20 protein-coding genes are annotated in these 22,631 nt (G+C 40.3%); 18 read left to right on the top strand and 2 right to left on the bottom strand.

Translation table 11 applies throughout. The features are described from left to right. The first annotated feature begins 384 nt into the window (after positions 1-384). The 18 genes from mbhE to ACRD69_RS23435 all read left to right on the top strand — a co-directional run bounded on the left by mbhE (position 385) and on the right by ACRD69_RS23435 (position 17,614). Positions 385-2,688, top strand: a complete 2,304-nt coding sequence (gene mbhE, locus ACRD69_RS23520) for a hydrogen gas-evolving membrane-bound hydrogenase subunit E (protein WP_430817600.1) — start codon at positions 385-387, stop codon at positions 2,686-2,688. Further along, positions 2,685-3,101, top strand: a complete 417-nt coding sequence (locus tag ACRD69_RS23515; RefSeq protein WP_430817599.1) for an MnhB domain-containing protein — start codon at positions 2,685-2,687, stop codon at positions 3,099-3,101. Before mbhE ends, ACRD69_RS23515 begins: the two co-directional genes overlap by 4 nt. Beyond that, positions 3,101-3,445: an NADH-quinone oxidoreductase subunit K gene (locus ACRD69_RS23510; protein ID WP_430817598.1), complete on the top strand. Its 345-nt coding sequence runs from the start codon at positions 3,101-3,103 to the stop codon at positions 3,443-3,445. The genes ACRD69_RS23515 and ACRD69_RS23510 overlap by 1 nt, the downstream gene beginning before the upstream one ends. Positions 3,446-3,448: 3 nt before the next feature. Next, positions 3,449-4,936, top strand: coding sequence for a proton-conducting transporter transmembrane domain-containing protein (locus tag ACRD69_RS23505; protein ID WP_430817597.1), 1,488 nt, complete (start codon positions 3,449-3,451; stop codon positions 4,934-4,936). Beyond that, positions 4,933-5,265 (top strand): Na+/H+ antiporter subunit E, encoded by a 333-nt coding sequence (locus ACRD69_RS23500; protein WP_430817596.1) that lies wholly within the window; start codon positions 4,933-4,935, stop codon positions 5,263-5,265. Before ACRD69_RS23505 ends, ACRD69_RS23500 begins: the two co-directional genes overlap by 4 nt. A gap of 2 nt (positions 5,266-5,267) precedes the next feature. Next, positions 5,268-5,552: an MrpF/PhaF family protein gene (locus ACRD69_RS23495; protein ID WP_430817595.1), complete on the top strand. Its 285-nt coding sequence runs from the start codon at positions 5,268-5,270 to the stop codon at positions 5,550-5,552. Further along, positions 5,545-5,838: a monovalent cation/H(+) antiporter subunit G gene (gene mnhG / locus ACRD69_RS23490; protein ID WP_430817594.1), complete on the top strand. Its 294-nt coding sequence runs from the start codon at positions 5,545-5,547 to the stop codon at positions 5,836-5,838. Before ACRD69_RS23495 ends, mnhG begins: the two co-directional genes overlap by 8 nt. 68 nt (positions 5,839-5,906) lie before the next feature. Then, positions 5,907-7,037 (top strand): universal stress protein, encoded by a 1,131-nt coding sequence (locus ACRD69_RS23485; protein ID WP_430817593.1) that lies wholly within the window; start codon positions 5,907-5,909, stop codon positions 7,035-7,037. 201 nt (positions 7,038-7,238) lie between these two features. Beyond that, positions 7,239-7,805: a YdeI/OmpD-associated family protein gene (locus ACRD69_RS23480; RefSeq protein ID WP_430817592.1), complete on the top strand. Its 567-nt coding sequence runs from the start codon at positions 7,239-7,241 to the stop codon at positions 7,803-7,805. Positions 7,806-7,952: 147 nt separating this feature from the next. Beyond that, the gene (locus ACRD69_RS23475) at positions 7,953-8,840 is read left to right on the top strand and encodes a hypothetical protein (protein ID WP_430817591.1); all 888 of its coding nucleotides are present in this window, start codon (positions 7,953-7,955) and stop codon (positions 8,838-8,840) included. Positions 8,841-9,103: 263 nt separating this feature from the next. Then, positions 9,104-10,528: a hypothetical protein gene (locus ACRD69_RS23470; RefSeq protein ID WP_430817590.1), complete on the top strand. Its 1,425-nt coding sequence runs from the start codon at positions 9,104-9,106 to the stop codon at positions 10,526-10,528. A gap of 294 nt (positions 10,529-10,822) precedes the next feature. Further along, positions 10,823-11,362 carry a DUF3299 domain-containing protein gene (locus ACRD69_RS23465; protein ID WP_430817589.1) on the top strand — a complete coding sequence of 180 codons (540 nt, stop codon included), beginning with the start codon at positions 10,823-10,825 and terminating at the stop codon, positions 11,360-11,362. A 24-nt stretch (positions 11,363-11,386) separates the two neighbouring features. After that, complete coding sequence (locus ACRD69_RS23460) at positions 11,387-12,637, top strand: dipeptidase (protein WP_430817588.1); 1,251 nt, start codon at positions 11,387-11,389, stop codon at positions 12,635-12,637. 252 nt (positions 12,638-12,889) lie between these two features. Beyond that, complete coding sequence (locus tag ACRD69_RS23455; protein ID WP_430817587.1) at positions 12,890-14,176, top strand: carbohydrate porin; 1,287 nt, start codon at positions 12,890-12,892, stop codon at positions 14,174-14,176. A gap of 3 nt (positions 14,177-14,179) precedes the next feature. Further along, complete coding sequence (locus tag ACRD69_RS23450) at positions 14,180-14,875, top strand: DUF2490 domain-containing protein (protein ID WP_430817586.1); 696 nt, start codon at positions 14,180-14,182, stop codon at positions 14,873-14,875. Between the two features lie 88 nt (positions 14,876-14,963). Beyond that, the gene (locus tag ACRD69_RS23445) at positions 14,964-15,410 is read left to right on the top strand and encodes a hypothetical protein (RefSeq protein WP_430817585.1); all 447 of its coding nucleotides are present in this window, start codon (positions 14,964-14,966) and stop codon (positions 15,408-15,410) included. Between the two features lie 180 nt (positions 15,411-15,590). Further along, positions 15,591-16,301, top strand: a complete 711-nt coding sequence (locus tag ACRD69_RS23440; RefSeq protein ID WP_430817584.1) for an ABC transporter ATP-binding protein — start codon at positions 15,591-15,593, stop codon at positions 16,299-16,301. After that, a complete protein-coding gene (locus ACRD69_RS23435; RefSeq protein WP_430817583.1) occupies positions 16,298-17,614 on the top strand; it encodes an ABC transporter permease in 1,317 nt (438 codons plus the stop codon). The genes ACRD69_RS23440 and ACRD69_RS23435 overlap by 4 nt, the downstream gene beginning before the upstream one ends. Positions 17,615-17,648: 34 nt before the next feature. Here ACRD69_RS23435 and ACRD69_RS23430 read toward each other — a convergent pair whose 3' ends face one another. Both ACRD69_RS23430 and ACRD69_RS23425 read right to left on the bottom strand, forming a co-directional pair. Then, positions 17,649-18,650, bottom strand: coding sequence for a metallophosphoesterase family protein (locus ACRD69_RS23430; RefSeq protein ID WP_430817582.1), 1,002 nt, complete (start codon positions 18,648-18,650; stop codon positions 17,649-17,651). A 219-nt stretch (positions 18,651-18,869) separates the two neighbouring features. Continuing rightward, complete coding sequence (locus ACRD69_RS23425; protein WP_430817581.1) at positions 18,870-22,067, bottom strand: WD40/YVTN/BNR-like repeat-containing protein; 3,198 nt, start codon at positions 22,065-22,067, stop codon at positions 18,870-18,872. Between the last annotated feature and the right edge of the window lie 564 nt (positions 22,068-22,631).

Genomic DNA, 22,631 nt, shown 5'->3' with positions numbered 1-22,631 from the left:
ATGACAACGACTTGGAGGCTGCAGACCGAAAGGCCTTATGGAAAACATTTATTGCCGGTATGCTTACCATCTTGCTTATAACACTATTGATGTTTTTATAGTTGAAGCATAGAATTGGCATACAAGTAGTCGCAGCTCAATTCTTCATATTGCATCAGGCTCCAACTCATAAAACAGGTATCAGGATATAGATGCCTGAATAGAACATGATCAACAAGCTTCTAACTCAGACAGACAGGCTAAGTATTTACACATACATGGAAAGGACGGGGCATAAACAAAAACAAGGACACAGGTGTTTGCTTAATAAGTCATTAGCTATTAAATTGAAGCTGATTGTTTTGTTGTTTTTGTTAATTATAACTGGTACTAATACAATGAAGTATGCTCATAATCCTTATTCTATATTTGGTGCTGGCTTTCGCTTTGTTTTTGATACCCGCAAAACTGTCTAAATACAATTCTTTACTAATAGCGGTATTTCATTTATCCCTCTTTTCTTTTTTTATCACACATTTGCCTGATGTTGCAGCTGGCAATTCAATAAACATTCAACGGGAATGGATACCTCAGCTGGGCTTAAACTTTGAATTGAGGCTCGACGGATTGAGCATGGTATTCGCCTTACTGATTACCTTTATTGGCTTTCTGGTATTTATTTATGCCGGAACATACATGAAAAGCTATACGGGTACTATTAAATTTTATTTCTACCTGACACTTTTTAGCGGTGCTATGCTTGGGTTGGTACTTTCAGCTGATTTCATTCAACTCTTTATGTTTTGGGAGTTAACCAGCGTGTTATCCTTTATGCTCATCAGCTATTTCAATGAAAATGTACAAGCTCGTAAAGCTGCTTTCCAGTCATTGTTTGTTACAGGTTTTGGCGGCCTATGTCTGTTTGCAGCTATTATCCTCATAGGAAGCATTGTCGATAGTTATTCTTTATCAGTCTGGATGGAACAGGCTCATGTCATTAAAGCTGATAACAGGTATTTACCGGCTCTTATACTCATACTGACAGGGATCTTTACCAAATCAGCTCAGTTTCCTTTTCACTTTTGGCTTTTGGGAGCCATGCAGGCACCAACACCGGTGAGCGCTTTTTTACATTCTGCCACAATGGTTAAAGCCGGAGTGTTTTTGCTGGCACGTCTTTATCCTGTATTGGGAGGTACTCCCGAATGGACGCAAATAGTACCACTTTTTGGTGCATTGACCATGTTGACCGGTTCCTACCTCGCCATCACCCAAATAGATATCAAGCTAATACTTGCCTATACGACCATTAGCGCCCTGGGTGTTCTCGTTCTTTTGTTGGGGATCGATACACAACAGTCGGTGAAAGCGGCTATGGTATTTTTGTTTGTTCACGCTTTCTATAAATCGGCTCTTTTTATGCTGGCCGGATATATCACCAAACAGACCGGTACCAGGTCAATTGATAAAATAGGAGGCTTAATACATTCATCGCCACTGGCCTTTGTAGTTGCTTTGATAGCTTTACTGTCCATGGCCGGATTACCACCTATGCTCGGTTTTATAGGAAAGGAATTGATCTATGAAGCAAAATTTGATTCGCCCTGGATGTCTACAATATTACTGGTCATAGGCGTAACTTCAAATGTCTTTATGGTAACCATCGCTTTTCTGTTTTTGTTTGAAGTCTTTTTGGGGCATGCAAGAGAAGGAGCAAGGAAGCCCGTTGGAACATACCGTTTCCTGTTATTCAGCCCTGGCATACTGGCCTTGTTAAGCCTGGGCTTTGGACTCTTTCCCGATCTGCTTACTGAACTGGTAGGACCGGCTTTAAATATTATAAGAACAGATGATGTGCAGATTAAACTCAAATTATGGCATGGTTTGAACCAGGTGTTTTTCCTAAGTGCGTTTACTGTTCTGGCAGGTATATCTCTTTTCATCATTATTTATAAGCACAAGCAGGTCATAAAAGTTTGGCAAAGGCTTAATAACCGCATATTTTCCATCAACTTTACAAAAGTGTTTTCCAGCGGACTGGACAGATTTATTGCTTTTTCAAGCAGGAATACCCACATGATACAGCACGGATACAATCGATTTTACATTATTACCATCATCGCTTTCACATCAGTACTTTTAATCTTTCAGTTATACTTTACACGGGGCTGGGAAATAGAATCGACCTTTACACTATTGCCCTTTTATATTTCCGGTTTGGTACTCATCATTATGATGTCTGTATTAATGAGTGCTTTATCAAAGAGTAGTTTATTTACCATTGTAGCCATGGCTGTTACGGGTTATGGTATTTCGCTAATCTACCTCTATTACAGTGCAGTGGATCTGGCGATAACCCAAATCATAATAGAAACATTAATGGTGGTCATGTTTGTACTCTTACTAAGGCGATTGCCTAGGTTTGTCAAACTTTCCAGTCGTAAAACAAAAATACGTGACGCTTTTATAGCTCTTGGTTTTGGAGTGATCATGACCCTCCTGGCCTTAAAGGCTATTCACATTGATTTCAATCCCTCCATATCAGACTATTTTGTTGAGAACAGCGCATTGAAGGCCTATGGAAAGAATGTGGTCAATGTTATCCTGGTTGATTTCCGGGCGCTTGATACACTTGGTGAGATAACTGTACTGACCATTGCTGCCCTGGGGGTATTTACATTGTTAAATGTTAAAAAGACAAAGAAATGAATTCTGTTATATTGCAGCTGGCTGCCAAATATCTAAAGATATTATTTCTCTCATTCGCTATGATCGCTCTTTTGAGAGGGCATAACTTCCCGGGTGGGGGCTTCATAGGAGGATTGTTAGCTGCCTTGTATATTGTATACGATAGCTTGGCCTTTACCAGCTATCAGATTAAAAATAAACTAAGTATCAGTCCTGAGCAATATATGGGAGCGGGGCTTATATGTGTGATCCTGAGTTTTGTGCCGGCTTTTGTTAGCGGATCACCACTGATGAAAGGCATGTGGCTATCAGTGGAACTTCCTGTTATCGGGCTAACAAAATTAGGCACGCCACTGTTATTCGACATCGGTGTTTTTCTCACGGTTATGGGAGTGACGCTGCTGTTTTTATTCACCCTTTCAACTAAGAAATAATGGAAATACTTTTATCTGCATTAACAGGGCTTTTGTATGCCGGGGGTGTTTACCTGATCTTACGGCGAAGCATACTGAAATTCATAATCGGTATCATCTTTATGAGTAATGCCACCAACCTGCTGGTATTCTTGTCAGCGGGCATCGTTCCCGGACAACCGGCTTTTGTGAACGGGCCTCAACCGGAAACAGAGCAGATGGCCGACCCACTGCCCCAGGCACTGGTGTTGACCGCTATAGTGATTGGCTTTGGTATTGTTGTGTTTACCATCGCCTTGAACTATAAATTCTTCCAGGCCACATCAACTGAAGACCTGGACCAATTAACCAATACTGATGCCTGAGCCATGACAGCAATCGGACTACCCATATTACTGCCTTTTGCGCTGATCATCGTATTGTTATTTACGAGATCCACTGTTTATAACAGATGGATTGGTATAGTCGGAGGTGCTTTAAATATGCTGGTGGCCGTTTATCTGTTTATACAGTTAAGAAACGATGAGGTATTGGTTCTGCAAATGGGAGGCTGGGCGGCTCCTTATGGCATTACCCTGGCTGTAGATTACCTAGGTGCCTTAATGCTCCTGGTTACGGCTTTGATCGTTATGGTCATAGCTATTTACGCCTTTAACTTTGTAGGATACAGTCCTGGTTACTCTAAATTTTATGTCTTCTTTTTCTCACTGACCATGGGGGTCAATGGTGCTTTTATTACGGGCGATGTGTTCAACTTCTATGTTTGGTTGGAGGTTATTTTGTTATCCTCGTTCGTTTTGATCACCATGGGGGCAAAAAAGGAGCAGTTGGAGGGGGGAATAAAATACATGACCTTAAACCTGATTGCATCACTGTTGTTTCTTGCCGGTATAGGTCTTTTATATGGTAAAACCGGAACCCTTAACATGGCTCACCTTGCCCAAATATTAAACAATGACCAGCAGTCGATCCTAATGAATACCTCAGCCATGATGTTTTTTGTTGCCTTAGGTATCAAAGCGGCGGTTTTCCCCTTGTTCTTCTGGTTACCGGCTTCCTATCATACACCCAACATCACAGTTACTTCCCTTTTTGCAGGCTTGCTGACCAAGGTTGGTGTATATGCACTTATTCGCTTTTTTACATTATTCTTTGTGCAGGATGTTTTCTTCTGGCACAATTTGTTATTGATAATAGCCGGTTTAACAATGGTTATTGGCGGTATGGCGGCAACCATTTATTTTGAGACACGGCGCATTTTGTCCTATCATATAATCAGTCAGATAGGCTACATGATCATGGGGCTGGGTATTTATACACCCCTGGCAATTGCCGGGGCTATTTTCTTTATGATCCATAACATCATTGCCAAAACCAATACCTTCCTGGTGATGGGTATTGTCAGTAAAATAAAAGGAACCTTCTACCTTAAAGATATAGGGGGGCTATACAAAGAAAGACCTTTTATCGCGATTCTCTTTATAATTCCTGCCTTTGCTTTGGCAGGTATTCCACCCTTATCAGGCTTTTTCGGCAAATTCATACTGATTAAAGCTGGTTTTGAGGACAAGCACTACATTGTAACCGCTGTGGCAGTTTTAACAAGCCTGTTGACGCTCTATTCGATGATCAAAATATGGAATGAAGCTTTTTTGAAGAAACAGCCGGAGAACACTCAATTACCATCTGATGTGAAATTGAATATTAGTGAAGTTCTGCCATCAGTCATTCTTGCCATAGCAAGTGTTTTGCTGGGGCTTCTGGCAGCATCTTTCTTTGAGTTAACGCATATTGCTGCCAACCAACTGATGGATCCAAACGTTTATATTGAAGCAGTGTTAAAGGGTACGGAATGAGAGTAATGACAAAGACATACCTGGTTATAAGTTTTCTGGTGTATTATCTGCTGAAGCTGATACAGGCAAATGTTTATATAGCCTATGATATATTGACGCCCAAAATGCATACCAACCCGGGATTCGTATGGATACCCTTACGTGTTAAATCAGATGTCGGTGTTTTATTGCTTTCTAACCTTTTGTCAATGACCCCTGGAACCTTAACCGTTGACATTCGCCCCGATAAGAGCGAATTGTTGGTGCATTGCTTGTATAATGTAGCAGACGGAAAGGTTGTCGATGAAATAGAAGAGATGCAGGATAAGATATTAAAATTAACCTCATAACTATGACTGATAATGTTTTGGATATCGCTCTTCTGATATGCTTTCTATGCATGCTGATAGCCATGTTACTGGCTTTTGTTCGTTTGGTCAGGGGACCAAGCATGTACGATCGTATCGCTGCTATGGATCTGATAGCCTCCGTAACAATGGGCTTTATCCTGGTTTATAGCATTGTTATTCAAAAGAGCATGTATGTCGATATAGCCATTGTCATTTCGCTAATTTCTTTTATCGGAACAGTTGCTATCTCCACATACTTAAGACTAAATTCTAAGAAAGATGAATGATATAATTATTTCCATATTTATAGTAACAGGCGCAATATGGATTCTTATTGCCGCTATAGGACTCATACGCTTCAAAGATCTTTACAGTCGCATTCACGCTACAACCAAGGCTACTTCACTGGGTTTATTGCTCACCATAATAGGCGTTACCATCTATTTCGCATTATGGAATGTCGCCTTAAAATTGAGCCTGATCATAATCTTCATTTACCTGACCTCGCCATTGGCTGCTCATTCCATTGCCAAATCATATAAAAATGATAAAGATTCGAAGAAATTATTGTAACTTAAGTCAATAGCCTCAATGTAAAGACACATTAGTGTTTGTTAGTTTATTTCGATAATATTTAGCCTATGAAACTGCTTCAAAATATTCTTGTAACTATTGATTTCAGTGAATCATCTGAATATGTGCTTGAAAAATCAATCAGGTTAGCTAAGAAGTTTAATTCACAAATAACATTAATGCATGTTATTTCTGATCACCATATGTCTTCTAAATTAGACAAATTTCTTGATGATACGGTTAAAGCACAATTGGATAAAATAGCCTCTGAAATTGAAGAAGCCGATGTTGATCTGAAAGATATCATCATTGAGCATGGTGTTCCGTTTGAAAAGATAATTGAGGAAGTTCAGATTAACGACTATAATGTTATTGTAGCCGGCTCACTGGCAAAACCCGAAAGTGAAACTTTTAAACTGGGGACTACCGTTGAGAAGCTTATCAGGAAAAATCCAATTCCCATATGGGTTGTCAAACCTGAACCTTTGAGAAAAGTTAAAAAGATTCTTTGTCCCGTAGATTTCTCAGATGCTTCCCATAGGGCGCTTAATAATGCCATTACCTTGGCTCAGAGCTTCAAAGCCGAATTGTTTATCCAGCACATATACCCGCCGGTGAGTTATTCTCCAATGTGGAGAGATATGGATTATGAAGAGGAAAAAAAGAACCTGAGAGTAATTCAGGAAGCTGAGTTCAATGAATTTCTGGAGCCCTTTGATATGAAGAATATTTCATACAAAAAGGTGACTGCAGAGGGAGTTGATTATCAGGAAATATTAAAATTCATCAGCGAAAATAATATTGATCTGCTTTTGATGGGAACGACTGGTAAAACAGGATTAAGCAGGATATTGATGGGATCGACCACTACCAAGGTAACGCGCGAGTTACCCTGTAGTTTTATCACCACAAAGGCAAAAGATATTACAGATGACTTTTTTGAAAGTTACCTGAAATCACTCCAGGCAATCATCAAATCAGCGAAACAATCTCAGCAAATTGAAGATTACGAAAAGGCCATTGAAAAATATACCATTGCTTTAAAACAGTATCCTGATAATATTCCGGTTTTAATGGGCCTCATAGAATCATACCAGGCAATTGGCAACAAGCACAAAGTTGATTACTACAGAAAGTACGGTCATGAAGTGATTGAAAAAACCTGGGGGCATAAGTATCTTAAGATAATTAAACTATAAGAAAGCATAGTCCTTTGAATAAGGCCTCGTTCCATGGATTAATTGACAGGTGATTGATATCACCTGTTGAATGCATAGTGAACCTCAAAAAGTATTTTCTGTTCGATTTTTTTCACTATTTAAGGATGCTTAATACCTTTAACCTTTAATAAGGTAATCGAATCTGTAGGCTTAGCCATGATCGTTAGGCATTTGAAATAAATGAAGAAAATAGAAACCAAATATTTTACAGAAAGGCTAACCTGGAGAGAGTGGCTCGAAAATAATTTTGAGACTAAGGATGAGGTGTGGTTGGAATATCCTCTAAAAAAGACAGGTAAAGAACGAATCATTTATAACGACGCGGTTGAAGAGGCCCTCTGCTTCGGATGGATTGACAGTACTGTCAAATCACTAAACAAAGAAACCTCTATTCAGAGGTTTTGCCGAAGAAGGGATAACTCAACATTCTCACAAGCAAATATAGAACGCTTAAAGTGGCTATTTGAAAATAAGCTGATACACCAGTCAATGATTGATGACGTGTCAGGTATAATTCAACAGGATTTCATCTTTCCGACAGACATCATTAAACAGTTAAAAAAGGAGAAAGTCGTTTGGGAAAACTATCAACATTTTTCCGACTCCTATAAAAGAATAAGAATAGCATATATTGAAAGCGCACGGAAAAGGCCCGATGAGTTCAATAAACGTTTGAAAAACTTCATTGACAAAACAAGACAGAAGAAAACTATTAAGGGATTTGGAGGAATAGAAAAGTACTATTAGGGAATAAATAAGCCCCTTCGCTGGAGGAGTACCTCGACGAAGAAGATAGAATATTTAAAGGTTTTTAAACAGGCCTACCTATTTACAGTTGAAATTCTTAAGTTTATCAATTAAAGCTTCATTTGATGAGCAATAAGGACCATTGAGATGATTACCGTACAACTATTTTTTGCTGCACTATTGATAGGACCACTCTTGTGGGGTGTATTTAACTTATTTAAGTATAAGGATGTTTCTGTGCCAAAACCTCACAACTGGTGCTATACCATGATCAATTCGGCTGTAATGTACGCTATAGCCTTTAATTTAATTTTCTTTCTGCAAGAGCTGTTCCTTGTACTCGGTAAAAAGGCCCTGGGATTAACTGCATTCTTATATCATAATAATCACACGTGGGAAGGAGAACACCCGATGGTTTTATTAATGCAGGGATCGGGTGCAGCTTCCATATTTCTTATTGGTGTCATATGTATTGTGATATACAGACTTATTATTAACTCACAAAGTAATCTGAAAATAGTGGTGTTGTGGCTTGCTTTTCACGGACTCATTCAATCTCTGCCGCAAGTAACCATAGCATATCTGGCTCCTCATACCGATGTTGGCGAAGCACTGATAGCTTATTTAAATTTAAGTAAAACCACACTGATTGCCATGTCGATAACGGCTGTTATCGCTATTGTCGTTATTTGTGGCTGGTTTAGCAGGCAGCTGTTAAACATTGCTTCCGAAGATGTCAGTTTAATGAAGGCTAAAGAAAAGCTAAAATACATACGCTTTATAGCTGTTGGACCTGCTCTGATTGGTAGCATACTGATTGTACCTTTCAGGATTCCGCCAATCAACCAGGCTATAACACCATTTATCGTGTTTGCTGTTTCCATTCCGTGGGTGTGGTCATCAGCAGCAGTCGCAAAACCGATCAGGAACACCTCAAACAGAATTAATGAGAAAATACATTGGGGACCTATTGTCTTCTTTATAGTCTTGCTTCTTTTCTTTCAACTGGTATTAGCTCCCGGAGTGAAGTTTTGATGGTCGATGCAGTTAACATTCTGTAATGTATGCGCTATTGCTTTAAGCTCATCACTTAAGACAGGCGAATAAGATTTCGCCTATGATGTCTTAGTGCCATAACCTGTCCGAATAAGCCATTAAGTGCCGTATTAATAAGCATATACTCAATTAAAACACGCCTGAACTCACTTATTGTTTGACAATTATATTCAAACTCAATAACTTGATGAATTGCTCAGTACGCATCAATGTTTTATAGTTTGAATGAATCGTTTCATATAATGAGTATTAGAAAAAGTTTTTATCTGCTGGCATTCATATTAGCGTTTACAGGACTGAATGCGCAGGATGCACATTACTGGACCGAGCAATATGGAGCTCGTTCCATGTTGCTAAGCAATTCAATTGTTGGTAGTGTGTCAGATCTGGGAGCTGTATTTTATAATCCCGGTAGACTAGGTTTGATCGAGCAACCGGCTTTCCTGATCAGTGCCAAAGTACACGAGTTGAATAGAACAACCTTTGAAAATGCTACCGGAGAAAATAAGGACCTTAAGAAATCCGAATTTGGAGGCGTGCCAAGCCTGGTGTCGGGTACTTTCAAATTAAAATGGTTGCCTGGCCATAAGTTTGCCTATGCTTTTTTAACACGTAACCGCTCCGATCTGAGTTTTTCAACACGCAGTGAACTCTACGGAGACGTTATTGACAAGTTTCCGGGAGAGGAGTACTTCAGTGGTAATATAGCATTCAATAAAAAGTTTAACGAAGAATGGCTTGGAGGAACCTGGAGTAAAGATCTGTCAGAAAACTTCAGTATTGGCTTCTCCGGTTTTTTTACCACACGTAATCAACGCTCTTCTATTGAAACAAAGTTACAGGCTTATACCAGTGATGAGGTATTGGAAACGTTTCGTAATATAAACAGTTACAGTTATTCCCATTACGGCTTATTAGGAAAGCTGGGAATAGCCTATCAGTCCAAACGAATTAAGGCCGGAGTGACATTTACCACACCAACAATGCGCCTTGCCGGAGATGGTGACTTTTATTATGAACTATTCAACACAGCCTATAACGAAAACAACAGCACTTATGAGTTAAATACTCAAAGTAAGATCGATGCCTATTATAAAACCCCATGGTCAATGGCTGCAGGTATAGGTGTTGATATTTTATGGGGAACCTTTCATGCAAGTACCGAATACTATTCGGGTGTCGACAGGCATACGATTATGCAGGCAGAACCATTTATCGCTCAAAGCACATCAATCGAACGGACTGCAAGTGTTGTCAATGAACTTAATTCAGTGTTGAATTATGGCTTTGGTTATAATATCGATATTAATGAAAATATAGCCGCTTACATGAGTTATTCAACTGATTTTTCTGCTGCTGTGGGTGACTTTGATACCGTGGAAGGAAAGGAGAATCTTAATTACATTGCTTCAACTTTTAAAGCTGATATCACTCACCTGGGCTTTGGTGTGTTGATGGATTTTAGCTGGGCCGATCTGACACTTGGTGCTACAAGAGCCAATGCAAAATATACTGTCGATCGACCAATTGATTTTCCGGATGAAGATGGAAATATGACCGCTAACAATGATATTTCCAGGATAGACTGGCAGAGGTGGCGTTTTATTTTAAGTCTTTCCATTCCCTTTCTTAACAAGGCTGCCGATAAGTTAAATCTTGATGATTAACAGTGGTTTAGAACCTGGGATTTGGATTTATCACAGGCTTATCTTTTTCTAATGAATAGATTGATTTATTCATATTAATGTTGGAAATTGATGAAACCTGATCATCGTTAAAGCAGGTAATCAGTAAATTATTGTTAGAAGTATGAATAATAAATGCGTTGGCATTAATCCTATATGAAGTTTTTCATCTTAAAATATTTGATGCTCGTTGGTTGCTGTATAGCATTCTCTTTGATGGTAGATGCTCAGGAGTTTAATGAGATATCATGGGCCCAATTAAAACCGCAAGTGGATATGAATGATCCAAATCTTCAATTGAATAAAGAACAAAGGGGGCTTATCTGGGATATTGCAATGATCCAGTCGATGAACAGCAAGCTTGGCGAGAATAAACAAAGGACTGATGAACTGGATGAAAAGAAGAGTCAATTAGCTGATCTTGGACTGAATGCTGATACAGTGATCAAGCATTTACGCGAGTTTGTCGTTAAGCAGGAAAAAAGATCTCAGGAGCCTGTTATCCAATTAAATCAGCAGCTTGTGCGTATAGGGGGTTATCTGCTGCCGCTTAATATTGCTGATGAAGTATGCAGTGAGTTCCTTCTGGTGCCATGGGTAGGTGCATGTATCCACACACCTCCACCTCAGAAGAATCAAATTATCTACCTCAGATATGAAAAAGGATTTAAAGTTAAATCTCACTTCGAAGCCGTTTGGGTTGAAGGGCAGTTACTAGTGGGTGAGACAACTAAAGAGCTCTTCCTGGTAGATGGTACGGATGACATTCTTTCAGGATATAAAATGAGGCCCTTATCCATTGAAGCTTTACAATAAAATAAACACTTAATAGATACCAACATGAGAAAAACCTATTATCTGACAATAATGCTTCTGGCAGGTCTGTTCTTCATTAGTGCAAGGCCGGGTGAGGAAAGTAAAACGTGGGAAGCTACTGATAAAGCCAAGAAATTTGTTGAAGAAACGATCGTAATAGGCTTTTTTGCCAGCCCGTTTGGAGCAGGGTGGACAGAAGATAAACACTTGCACGACTATCTAAACAGGTCACGTGATGCCGGTATTACCGGTCATAGCATGACCTTAGCCGCTGCCGGACATACCTGGGAAAATTTTATTGCCGAGCATCAAAAGTGGCGATCAACCATGGCGCAGGATGCTGACAAATATATATTTGTTCGTAGTATACGGGATATTGAAGCCGCTCATATCAGGGGTAACACCACTGCTGTTGTATGGAATTCGCAAACCTCCACCATTCTCAATGGGGACTTAAATAAAGTGGCAACCCTTAAAGAGATGGGAATTGGTAGTATGATACTCTCATACAATGACCTGTTTAGGGCCGGTTCAGGTTCATTGGCCGAATTTAACGGTAATACAACAGGTGTTACTGCATGGGGGCTCGCTATCATTGACCAAATGGTTAAGTATGGAATTATTGTTGATCTGAGTCATATGGGGCCTATAACAACCAACGGAATTATGGACTATATGGATGAGAAATACCCTGGTATACCATATGTTTTTACACATTCATTACCTGCGGGCCTGTATAAGGATACTCCCAACGCAACGCCCAAAGGTTGTTACCGCAATATTTCAGATGAAGAAGCTCTTCGCGTTGTCAAGTCGGGCGGATATGTTTCACCTACATTTACCGAATGGATGATGGATGGTATCTGGCCGGAAGATATTACACCCCAGCAATGTGCTGATATGATCGATTACTATGTGAAGTTGGTTGGTGTTGATCATGTTGGAATAGCAAGCGATGATATGTTTACCACCAAACCAACAATGGACTTCGTCGCCAAAAATGCAAATATGTATGCTGATGGAGGTTATATGGTTAATGCCTTTAATAAAGGGGCTACAGGATGTGGTGAGCTGGCCAAAATATTACCTGCTATTACCGATGAGTTATGGAAAAGAGGCTACACCAATGAAGATCTGAAGAAGATATACGGAGGTAACAAAATGCGTGTGTATCGTGAAGTCTGGGAAGGCTTTTCTCCGGAAGATGATCCTGTAAGTAAAGATGAACGAGAAAAATTTGTGAATGAACAGAGACAAAAGTTTTTACAAAAATAATTCTTGCTTAACAATTACTGTCATGTTAGAAAGCATGACTTAACACTTAAGCTTAGAGGGGCGATATTTTGTGAGTAAACCAGGTGAAACAGTAACTGATAAGAGTTGAGTTTCCGGCTTACTCTGTAGCTTGGACAGCTATGGCAGCATGTTTTAAATGAAGTAAATACGCCTTAGATGCCTGTGGTCCTTTCATTAGTGGGACTGATAAAAAATAACAAGTGCTTACTTGAATTCCTGAAACGCAAAAGTATGAGAAATTATATACTACTTCTGAGTTTACTGACACTTTTGAATACACTGAATGCTCTTGGGCAGACTTCGGAGCAGGATACGACAAAGGGTTTTCGAAATGATGACAATATTGGAGGTGCTTCTGTGGGTAGGGTGTTGGAATTGGACAATGAACCTTACACCTTTGAGTATCGCTATCAGACCAGGTATATGAAAGGATGGTTTGACTGGAAAAATTCTCTGAATCAAAAGTATGGTCTTCAACTGGGCATTAATTATACTTCTGTTTATATGCGGTCTTCTGAAGTTATTAATGATAATAATGATAAGAATACGGCAGGTGGTATTTTTGATATACAGCTGGGTTGGAACATTGTTAATCGCAAAAAAGGTCAGAACAGGGGTGTTTTGTCTGTTAAGCTAAGTGACCGCCACCCTTATGGTGGTTTAACAGCACCCATGTTCCATGGGATATTTGAATCAGGCTATTATGGATTGACTGCCACAAGCTTTCATAACTATTCATTCCGGATTCTTGAATTTAATTACCAGCAAACGTTCTTTGAGAACCGACTGGGCTTTGTGATCGGTAAAATTGATCTGCCCAACTACTTTAATTTTCATGGAATAGCCATACCCGCGCAGCATTTTCTTGGTTATGGTTCATCGGTTACCAGTACCGGAAATTGGGGGAATGCAGGCTTGGGTGCTTTGGTCATGGTTCGACCAAGCCCGAAACTCTATATCGGTTTTTCAATGATTGACGTTTATGGCGATCTTTTCGAAGACGGTGACTTCTTTGATCTGGGTCGAAATTGGGAGAATGGCGATTTTATGCACATGGCAGAGATAGGTTATGTACCCACTTATGAGGAGCGATATTTTAAACGTATTTCACTGATGGCATGGAAATCAAGTTCATACATAAGTGCAGGAGGAAGTGAGATCGGTTCTGGTGAAGGCCTTGCCTTTTCGTCGCATTGGTTTTTTAAAGAGCGCTTTGCACCATATTTTAAGTTTGGTATTTCTAACGGTGCAGGAGAAAATGCATTTGCCAAAAAGGATATTCAGGTAGGACATGGCCTGCGGTTTAAGCGATTCGATATGTTGGGAACTTCCTTTAGTTGGGCCGAACCAAACATACCTGATTCGGATAATCAAATGACTTTCGAAGTCTTTTACCGTTTAAATATTTCAGCACATCTTGAATTTACCGCTGATTATCAGTATATTAAAAATCCAACTCTTAATCCTGCGGTGAATAGCTTAAGTTATTTTGGTTTTAGAGGGAGGATTAAACTATAAAATATGAAGGCTATTCGATTCATTATATTGCTGTTGGTAAGCGGAATATGCAGGATATATGCTCAGGAGGAACTGGATAAATGGGATAATCAGTTTTTTGTTGGAAATAAAGTTAGTTGGGGAAATGATAAATGGCGATACTCAGGTGAATTACAGTCGCGGTTTATAGATGACTTTCAGGAATTGGATCGCTGGTATCTTGAAGGAGTTATGACTTATCAGCATTCAGAAAACTGGGAAGTAGTGCCTGATTTCAGGTTTAGTGTCAGGCCCGAATTTGTCGAAGTGCGTCCCGGATTAGGTTTGATCAGAAAAGATCTGATAGGTAGGGAAGAGACGCCAAATCAGCAATTTGTGCAGCAGTTAAAGTATCAGGTTGACATTGGAAATAGCAGAACAAACCATGGACTGAGGTATATAATGTTTTATAATAATGTATTGAATAAAAGTCTTATAGCCTCGGCCATTGGAGGGGTCTTTTACAGTTGGAAAGATAATTATAAAGGCTTGGAGTTTATAAGAGCCGGAGCTGCACTGGCATATGTAATTAATGAACAACACTCCATTAATTTCACCTATTTTACCGGATCGGCAGATACAGGTGATGATTGGATTTTTTCAGGCAGCTTTGTTGTTCAACTGGTTATTAATATTCGTAAAGACTATAAATATGTTCCTGCTAAATACATCAATTTTTAATGAAAGAATCATGTATAATGCATTGTACTATTGTTAATTAATTTCCATTGAGGAAAAATATATTGCTTTTAATCATTAAACTAAAATTATGAAAAGAGTTATTTTAATTTCAGCTGTTTTGATCAGTTTAGGTCTGTCATCAAACGCCCAGGAACTTGGTGTTCGATTTGGTGATGTTTCAGGAGGTAATGTTGCCATTGATGGTATTTTTTCAACCGGGCAATTCAGTCGTATCCACGGTGATGTATCTTTCGGAAATGGTGTAGGTATCGACCTTCTTTGGGATTTCCTATACAAACCATTGGGAAATGAAGCTTTTAGCTGGTATGTTGGTGTTGGTCCTTACACCCGTATTGATGACCCGTTTAAACTTGGAGTAGTTGGTGAAATAGGTCTTGAATACCTTTTTTCGGGTGTTCCCCTTGCACTGGGAATAGACTATCGTCCTGCCTTCGAAATAATTGATAATACCGATTTCCATGCAGGAGGATTCGGATTGAATGTAAGGTGGCGTTTCGGCGTATCCAAGGAATAAATTTAATTCTTATGAGGGTTTCCAAAATTTAAGTTTCACGCAAATACCGCAAACGATATGGTATTTTCATAGAGTGCTTTGCATACTTTGCGTGCTTTTTCTTTTGCGCAGTTTTCAAGAAATAGTTTTTATTTTGGATACCCTCATAAAATGGTTACATAATTCAGAGAAATACCTGAAGTGATAAATATTAGAAACTTACGATTTTCCTGGTCTGATCAGGATACATCCCTGTTTAATTTTCATAGTTTATCTGTAATACAAGGAGAGCACCTTTTCTTGTCCGGGCCCAGTGGCAGTGGTAAAAGTACTTTACTAAACCTGATTGGTGGAGTAATTGTTCCTCAGAAAGGAGAGGTTGAAATCCTTGGAACAGTTATTAATAAACTCAAAGATGCCGAACGTGATAGTTTTAGGGCTGATCATATTGGGTATATCTTTCAGCAGTTTAACCTGGTGCCATATTTATCTGTTGTAGATAATATAACACTTCCCTGTCGGTTCTCAGGCAGGCGGTACAGGGCGGCTATGCATCAATCCAAGTCCATCAGAGAAGAGGCGGTACGGCTTCTTGAACGGTTGGGAATGGATATCAATGCAATGAATAAGCCCGTAACAGAATTAAGTACAGGACAACAGCAACGGGTTGCCGCGGCACGTGCTTTGATCGGTAAACCTGAGATAGTGATAGCTGATGAACCCACATCTGCTCTGGATGCTCATACACAGGAGGCATTTCTTAATTTGCTTTTTTATGAAGCACGTTCCTGGAATACCACCATCGTTTTTGTGAGTCATGATCAGCGATTGGCAAAGCTCTTTGACAGGACTGAAGAGATTGGTAATCTGAATGGAAAGCGTGATTTAATACTGGAGAAGGATATTGTATGAAAAAGATATTATATCTGGCCCTTAAAAGCTTAAAGTACCGTAAACAAACCATTGCCCTCAGTGTTATTTCCATAGCACTAAGCGTTATCCTGCTAATGGGTGTAGAACGCATTCGCTGGCAGGTACAGGAGAGTTTTTCAAGTACCATAGCAGAAACAGATTTAATCGTAGGAGCACGTAATAGTAATGTTACACTGTTACTTGCAACGGTTTTTCATTTGGGCGCCGTATCTCAAAACGTATCTTTTGAGATATATGAGAAAGTGAGTGCCGACCCAAAAGTAGCCTGGACTATCCCGTTATCTCTTGGAGATTCGCATAATGGTTTTCCTGTACTTGGAACAACAGATGATTTTTTTACCCATTTTAAGTATGGAAAGAAACAGTCTTTAGTGGCTGAGGAAGGACTGCTGTGTATCCATGGAATGAGTGCAGTGATAGGTGCTGATGTTGCAAAGAAAATGGATTACTCGATTGGTGATACCTTATTTGTAACGCACGGTATGGGAGTGCAAAGTTTTGTAGAGCATGAACATGATCCTTTTACAATTGAAGCAATTCTTAAGACAACGGGAACACCGGTGGACCAAACAGTGCATGTTTCCATCTACGCCATGGGTGCCATTCATGATGACTTTTATACATCAGCCAGGCCATCTGACGATGGGCTTATGAATGCCTTAAGGGAGCATCAGGATCAGGAATTGCATCACGGCTGTCAACACGATCATAATCATTTACATCAGGAGGGAGATGCTCCTGCAACATTAACTGCTTTCCTTGTGGGCTTAAAGAACCGGACTGATGTTTTGATGATGCAACGGAAACTGAATACCAGCAAAGGTGAGGCTTTAAGTGCAATTATGCCTGTTGTAACATTAATGCAGTTATGGTCGGTTGTAAAACCCATACAAAGAGCATTGATAATTATTTCATTTTTGGTGCTTATTGTGACCTTCGCCGGCATGCTCACAACCATAATGACAAGCCTGAACGAACGTCGCCGTGAAATGGCCATCCTGCGTTCGGTAGGAGCCAGGCCCATTGATATCTTTCGTTTAATTGTACTTGAATCTGCGGGTATCGCACTGACAGGCATTCTTATCGGTATTATTGCTTTACACATTATGCTGTGGATAGCTCAACCCGTAATAAGTTCTCAACTGGGTGTATTAATAACAGTTATCGACTTTAGTATGGCTGAATTCATGCTTTTGGCTTGCATTATGCTCATTGCCCTGATAACTTCCATATGGCCGGCCTATGCATCTTACAGGCATTCATTAGCCGATGGTTTACAGCTAAAAGTATAAAATTGTACTGCCAGCCATGCATGTAATGATGGCATTAGTGTTCAAATATAAGCGTGTCGCCACTTAATGGTATTTGCCCGGTTTTGTTTAGAATACCTCCCATCTTAAGGTTAGCTATTGTAGCACCACTGTTATCAACGGTCACCCAGGTAATGTGATCAAATGACGGACCTCTGTCGGGAAACTGATGACCGCCTGTTGTTGACAGGTTAATATAATCATGACCATGCCGTTGAGTGTATTTGTAAATATGAGTATGACCATTAAAAACAGTGTAAGGCATATCTTTTAAAGCCATTTCAACCCTAATGAAGTTTTCTTCATCAGCCTTTTGCCAGGCTGGTTTATGAATCAGAACAAAGGTCCATCTGACATCTTTATTTTCTTCAATGACATTGATAAAGTAATCAGCTTGCGCTTTACTCACTGTGCCACTTGTGCGTTCAGGTATATTGGCATATTCTGATTGCCAAAAGGCATCCCAGCCTCCTTCCTCTAAATCTTGTAAGGCCACTTCGCGCATCTGTTCTATTTCGGCCATTCTTTCGTCAGCATTATCTTCGGTATCAAAAAACAGGAATAACACGTCTTTATACCTGAAGTGATAATAACGGGGGCCCAGGCGGGTCTTCCATACCTGCCGTGCGATATGACCGGTCAGATCATGGTTGCCGCCCATATAGAAGATGGGGGCTGTGGCTTTGCCGGCTCTGTTATCGAAATCATCCCATTGCCGATGCCAGTCCTCAGGTATGGAATCAGCACCTTCAATTAAGTCGCCAACATTTATTATAAACTCAGGTCTTAAGAGGTTGAGCTGCTCTACCGCCACTTTAAATATTTCAGGGCGTTCTCCTCCGGTCAGATCAGAAAAGATTGCAAAAGAGAATTTATTGTTTGCATTATCGAAACGTTCATGCTTCCATGGCCTGTTTTCTCCTTCAATATTGTGTTGAAACTGACTGTTGGACTTTGATTTATCATGACAGCCATTTATGACAATGACTATGAGTAAAGAAGTGAAAATACGGAGCATATCATTCTGTTTTTAGAAAACCTATGTTGTTGGTCAACAAAATTAAAAGTGTTATGGTTCAGGCAATAAAAGGGACTGTCTGAAAAAACGATTCTCCCAAAGAACGCAAAAAAGAAGAATCGCAAAGGTCGCAAAGTGTTGAATGTTATATTCATTTACCTTGCGACCTTAGCGAGAAACGTATCTATTGAACAATTCTTATTTAAGAATGACTGATCATCAGTTGATGACTTTATTAAACTTCTCTAAAACAGGAGTAATGTTTTCCTGGTAAGCCTGATCGGCTTTTTTCGCCTCTTCAACCAATCCTTTAAATTCAGCTTGCATGCTACCTGTAACGGGCCCTTCAGAATGATCGAGAATACCACTCATAAATGACATTTTAAACAAAATGGTAGCGGGCAAATTGATGACCTCAGCAAGGGTTCTGCCTGTTGAAACAAAAGTACTTTCGTACTCACCAACGATACGGCTTATTTCATCTGCCTGTTTCTGCGCATCTTTAATTTTACCCGATTTGGCGCCTGATTGCTTAAAGTCTTCCAGCTTTTTCAATGCTGCATCACGGGTTTCAAGAGCTTCAATTATCCTCGCGGTAGATTGTCCTGCCACTTCATACATCTCCATCCAGAAGTCATATTTAGCTTCTGCCTGGGCTTGTGAGTAAGTTTCTTTAGGACTCATCTTTATCATAAATGGCTGTGTTTCTACCGTGCCGTCCACTGTTAGTTTAACCTGGTATTCTCCGGGAGGAACAATGGGTATGATAGCTGTTGGCGGACGCTTGGGAACACGCGGTAACATATTGATGCGCATATCCCATACAAATTTATTCATGCCCGTATTGAAATCGCCGTCTTTACCATAGTTAAGCATCATTTGCTCTTTGGTGTATGTGCGAAGAAGTTGACCATTTTTATCCAGTATCTCGATGGTGATATCCTTTGGTTCTTGTTCCAGCTTGAAATAGAAGACAGGTCCAAGTGGTTTAGGATCACCTGCATCAATGAATTGGCGTTTTCGCTCTCCGTTAACCTGTTTAAATGTTAATTCATAGAACGTCAGGCCTGGGCGCATATTCTGAACAAAGTAGTTCTTTTTCATTGCCGGATCACCACCGGGAAAATAATCCAGCCACCAGTTATAACCAAAACGTGTATGCTCAGGTATCGGATACAGGTGAACCGCTTTGCCATCTGTTTCAGGTGATTTCTCGCGCAATGGCGTGATGTCATCCATGATCCAGAATCCACGGCCGTTGGTAGCTATAACCAGATCAACATCTTTGATTTTCATATCAACAACCGGTACTGCCGGTAGATTAGCCTTGAGCTTGTCCCACGACTGCCCGTCGTTCAAAGAATAATAAACACCTGTTTCAGTGCCGGCAAATAACAGGCCTTTACGCACTTTATCCTCCCTGATGGTTCGTGTTATCTCTGTTTGAGGGAACATGGATGAAAGATTGGTCCAGGTTTGACCATAATCTGTTGTCTTGAAGATATACGGTTTGTAGTCGTTGTAGGTGTTGAAGTTTGAATAAACGACGTAGGCAGTAGCCGCATCATGTGGCGATGGCTCTATCTCATAGACCTGCGAGTATTGTGGCAGTGCAGGGTCTACAATTGAAATGTCCTCCCAATTGGCACCTCCGTCCTTAGTAATGAAGACTTTTCCATCATCTGAGCCTGTCCAGATAACACCTTGTTGAACAGGTGATTCATCCATACGTTTAATGGTGCTGTAAATTTCCTGTCCAAAATACTCCGATAACCAGGGGGTGCCTGTTATTTTCTGTCTGTCTTTCAGGTCATTGGTCAGATCGGGACTGATCACCTCCCAATTGAGCCCTTCATCGGTACTCTTGAATAGTACATTACCTCCCAGGTAAATGGTTTTATTGTCGTGTGGCGATAAAAAGTAGGCCAAATCCCAGTTAAAACGGTATTTTAGGTCTGACCCGTTTAAGCCAAACAATGGAACAGGCCATACCGAACGTACTTCGTTTTGCCCTGTGGCCAGGTTATTGACAGTAAAGGGTGCCCCACTGCCCATAGGTGCCCCACCAGATATGTTATAGACGATATTAAGGTCATCAGGATTGGGTATAACACTGCTTATTTCACCATTGCCGATTATGGTGGTTTCGTATCCTGAAATACCGCCCCAGCGCGATGCACTTGGTACCTTGTAGGCCAGGATATCTTGTCCACTGCCATATACGTTGTATGGAAAATCATTATCAACGTTAACACGGTAGAACTGCGAATTTTTTTGAGTGTGTTGACTGCTCCAGGTCTTACCGCCTGTTATACTAACCTGGCATCCGCCATCATTTGAGCCGATCATTCGCATCGGGTCCTTAGGGCATATCCATATATCATGAAAGTCATCTTTGATACCCGGGTCAAGTATCCAGTTTTTGCCACCGTCCTTAGTCATGAACATGCGGTTGTTAGGGCTCCATAATTCATTGGCATCATGAGGGCTGGCATAAATATGACTATAATAGAAAGGACGTCCGATTATCTGAAAAAAGTCTGATACGAACTCCCAGTTGTCTCCCAGGTCATTTGATACATATAACCCTGGTTTAGTCTCTGAGTCAATGAGCGCATATACTCTTTTGGCGTCGGCAGCCGACATGGTGATGCCGGTTCGGCCACGCCCTTTATCAGGCAGGCCATCGTTGTAGGTGATCTCAGTCCAGGTATCTCCACCATCCAATGACCTCCAAAGTCCTGATTCAGGACCACCCGTTTTAGGCCCCCAGGCTTTACGCTCAAACTCCCAAATGACAGCAAAAAGTTCATCAGGATTGGATGGGTTCATGACCAGGTCGATACAACCTGCACGATCACTTTTATAAAGAACTTTTTCCCAGGTAGTGCCGCCGTCTTTTGTGCGGAATACCCCGCGATCCGGATTAGGGCCAAAGGCATGACCAAAGGCCCCGACGAATACGATGTCAGGGTTAGTAGGGTGTACCCGTACCTGCGAAATGTGTTTTGTATTCTCCAGGCCTACATTTGTCCATGTTTTACCGTTATCTGTTGTTTTATATACACCATCACCCCAGCTTACATTGTTACGCATTTGCGGTTCACCGGTTCCTACATAGGCAATGTTGGGATTTGAGTCAGAGAATTCCATTGCGCCAATACTGCCATACTTAAAATATTCATCTCCAACAGGCTCCCAGTAAGTGCCTGCATCTTCAGTTTTCCAAAGGCCGTTACTTGCTCCATGATAAAATGTATGGGGCTCGGTGGGATGACCAATTGTAACAGATCCTCTGTTACCGACTATGGGACCTATAAATCGCCAGCTCATGGCATCAAAATGATCAGGCCGCTCCTGACCAAATATTGTTGTTGCAAACATAAGAGCAACAAGGAGAAATACTGTTCTTTTCATTTGTAATAGTTTATCAGGTAATTATGATTTAAGTTGTCATTATGATTTATTGCTATGCCTTGATATTATTCAAGTTGAGATAAATTATCGAATAAGTCAATAACTGATTGATTATCCATGTGTTATTAATTGCTTTGGGTTTGTTGGCTTATCTCAGGTTTGATTATATCAATGTTCTGAGGGGACATAACATAAATAAGCACCTACCATCAGCCCTGAATGGGCTGAACTTTATAGAGATGTATTTATACACAATCGAACATTTGTTATGCCAGTGCATGGAACAGAAGTGGCCGAAGAACCATTGCTGTTGCACCGGATTGATGGGCATTGGGTAACCCGGGGCGGCGCTGCGCTTTGCCTTTTAGTGTTCGAAAAGAAGTTTTATAAACGTATAGATCTATGCATCATGTAAATCAGCTCTCCTCCTTACAAAACTACTCTTTACTGTTATTATTGTTCAATATGCTCATAGCAAGCAAATAACCTTCGTATTTTATTGTAAAAATATCCAATCCTTGCTTTATTGAGATATATCCAGGTCGGGGTTGGGAGGCATATCCG

The organism is Carboxylicivirga agarovorans, from assembly GCF_050589845.1.
GTDB lineage: Bacteria > Bacteroidota > Bacteroidia > Bacteroidales > Marinilabiliaceae > Carboxylicivirga > Carboxylicivirga agarovorans.
Note: the sequence above shows the minus strand (reverse complement) of the source record. Positions and strands in the feature narration are given on the sequence as shown.

Bases quoted from the DNA above. Each gene is read 5' to 3' on its own strand.
- mbhE (WP_430817600.1), top strand. From the start codon at position 385: ATGCTCATAATCCTTATTCTATATTTGGTGCTGGCTTTCGCTTTGTTT.
- ACRD69_RS23515 (WP_430817599.1), top strand. From the start codon at position 2,685: ATGAATTCTGTTATATTGCAGCTGGCTGCCAAATATCTAAAGATATTA.
- ACRD69_RS23510 (WP_430817598.1), top strand. From the start codon at position 3,101: ATGGAAATACTTTTATCTGCATTAACAGGGCTTTTGTATGCCGGGGGT.
- ACRD69_RS23505 (WP_430817597.1), top strand. From the start codon at position 3,449: ATGACAGCAATCGGACTACCCATATTACTGCCTTTTGCGCTGATCATC.
- ACRD69_RS23500 (WP_430817596.1), top strand. From the start codon at position 4,933: ATGAGAGTAATGACAAAGACATACCTGGTTATAAGTTTTCTGGTGTAT.
- ACRD69_RS23495 (WP_430817595.1), top strand. From the start codon at position 5,268: ATGACTGATAATGTTTTGGATATCGCTCTTCTGATATGCTTTCTATGC.
- mnhG (WP_430817594.1), top strand. From the start codon at position 5,545: ATGAATGATATAATTATTTCCATATTTATAGTAACAGGCGCAATATGG.
- ACRD69_RS23485 (WP_430817593.1), top strand. From the start codon at position 5,907: ATGAAACTGCTTCAAAATATTCTTGTAACTATTGATTTCAGTGAATCA.
- ACRD69_RS23480 (WP_430817592.1), top strand. From the start codon at position 7,239: ATGAAGAAAATAGAAACCAAATATTTTACAGAAAGGCTAACCTGGAGA.
- ACRD69_RS23475 (WP_430817591.1), top strand. From the start codon at position 7,953: ATGATTACCGTACAACTATTTTTTGCTGCACTATTGATAGGACCACTC.
- ACRD69_RS23470 (WP_430817590.1), top strand. From the start codon at position 9,104: ATGAGTATTAGAAAAAGTTTTTATCTGCTGGCATTCATATTAGCGTTT.
- ACRD69_RS23465 (WP_430817589.1), top strand. From the start codon at position 10,823: ATGAATGATCCAAATCTTCAATTGAATAAAGAACAAAGGGGGCTTATC.
- ACRD69_RS23460 (WP_430817588.1), top strand. From the start codon at position 11,387: ATGAGAAAAACCTATTATCTGACAATAATGCTTCTGGCAGGTCTGTTC.
- ACRD69_RS23455 (WP_430817587.1), top strand. From the start codon at position 12,890: ATGAGAAATTATATACTACTTCTGAGTTTACTGACACTTTTGAATACA.
- ACRD69_RS23450 (WP_430817586.1), top strand. From the start codon at position 14,180: ATGAAGGCTATTCGATTCATTATATTGCTGTTGGTAAGCGGAATATGC.
- ACRD69_RS23445 (WP_430817585.1), top strand. From the start codon at position 14,964: ATGAAAAGAGTTATTTTAATTTCAGCTGTTTTGATCAGTTTAGGTCTG.
- ACRD69_RS23435 (WP_430817583.1), top strand. From the start codon at position 16,298: ATGAAAAAGATATTATATCTGGCCCTTAAAAGCTTAAAGTACCGTAAA.
- ACRD69_RS23430 (WP_430817582.1), bottom strand. From the start codon at position 18,650: ATGCTCCGTATTTTCACTTCTTTACTCATAGTCATTGTCATAAATGGC.
- ACRD69_RS23425 (WP_430817581.1), bottom strand. From the start codon at position 22,067: ATGAAAAGAACAGTATTTCTCCTTGTTGCTCTTATGTTTGCAACAACA.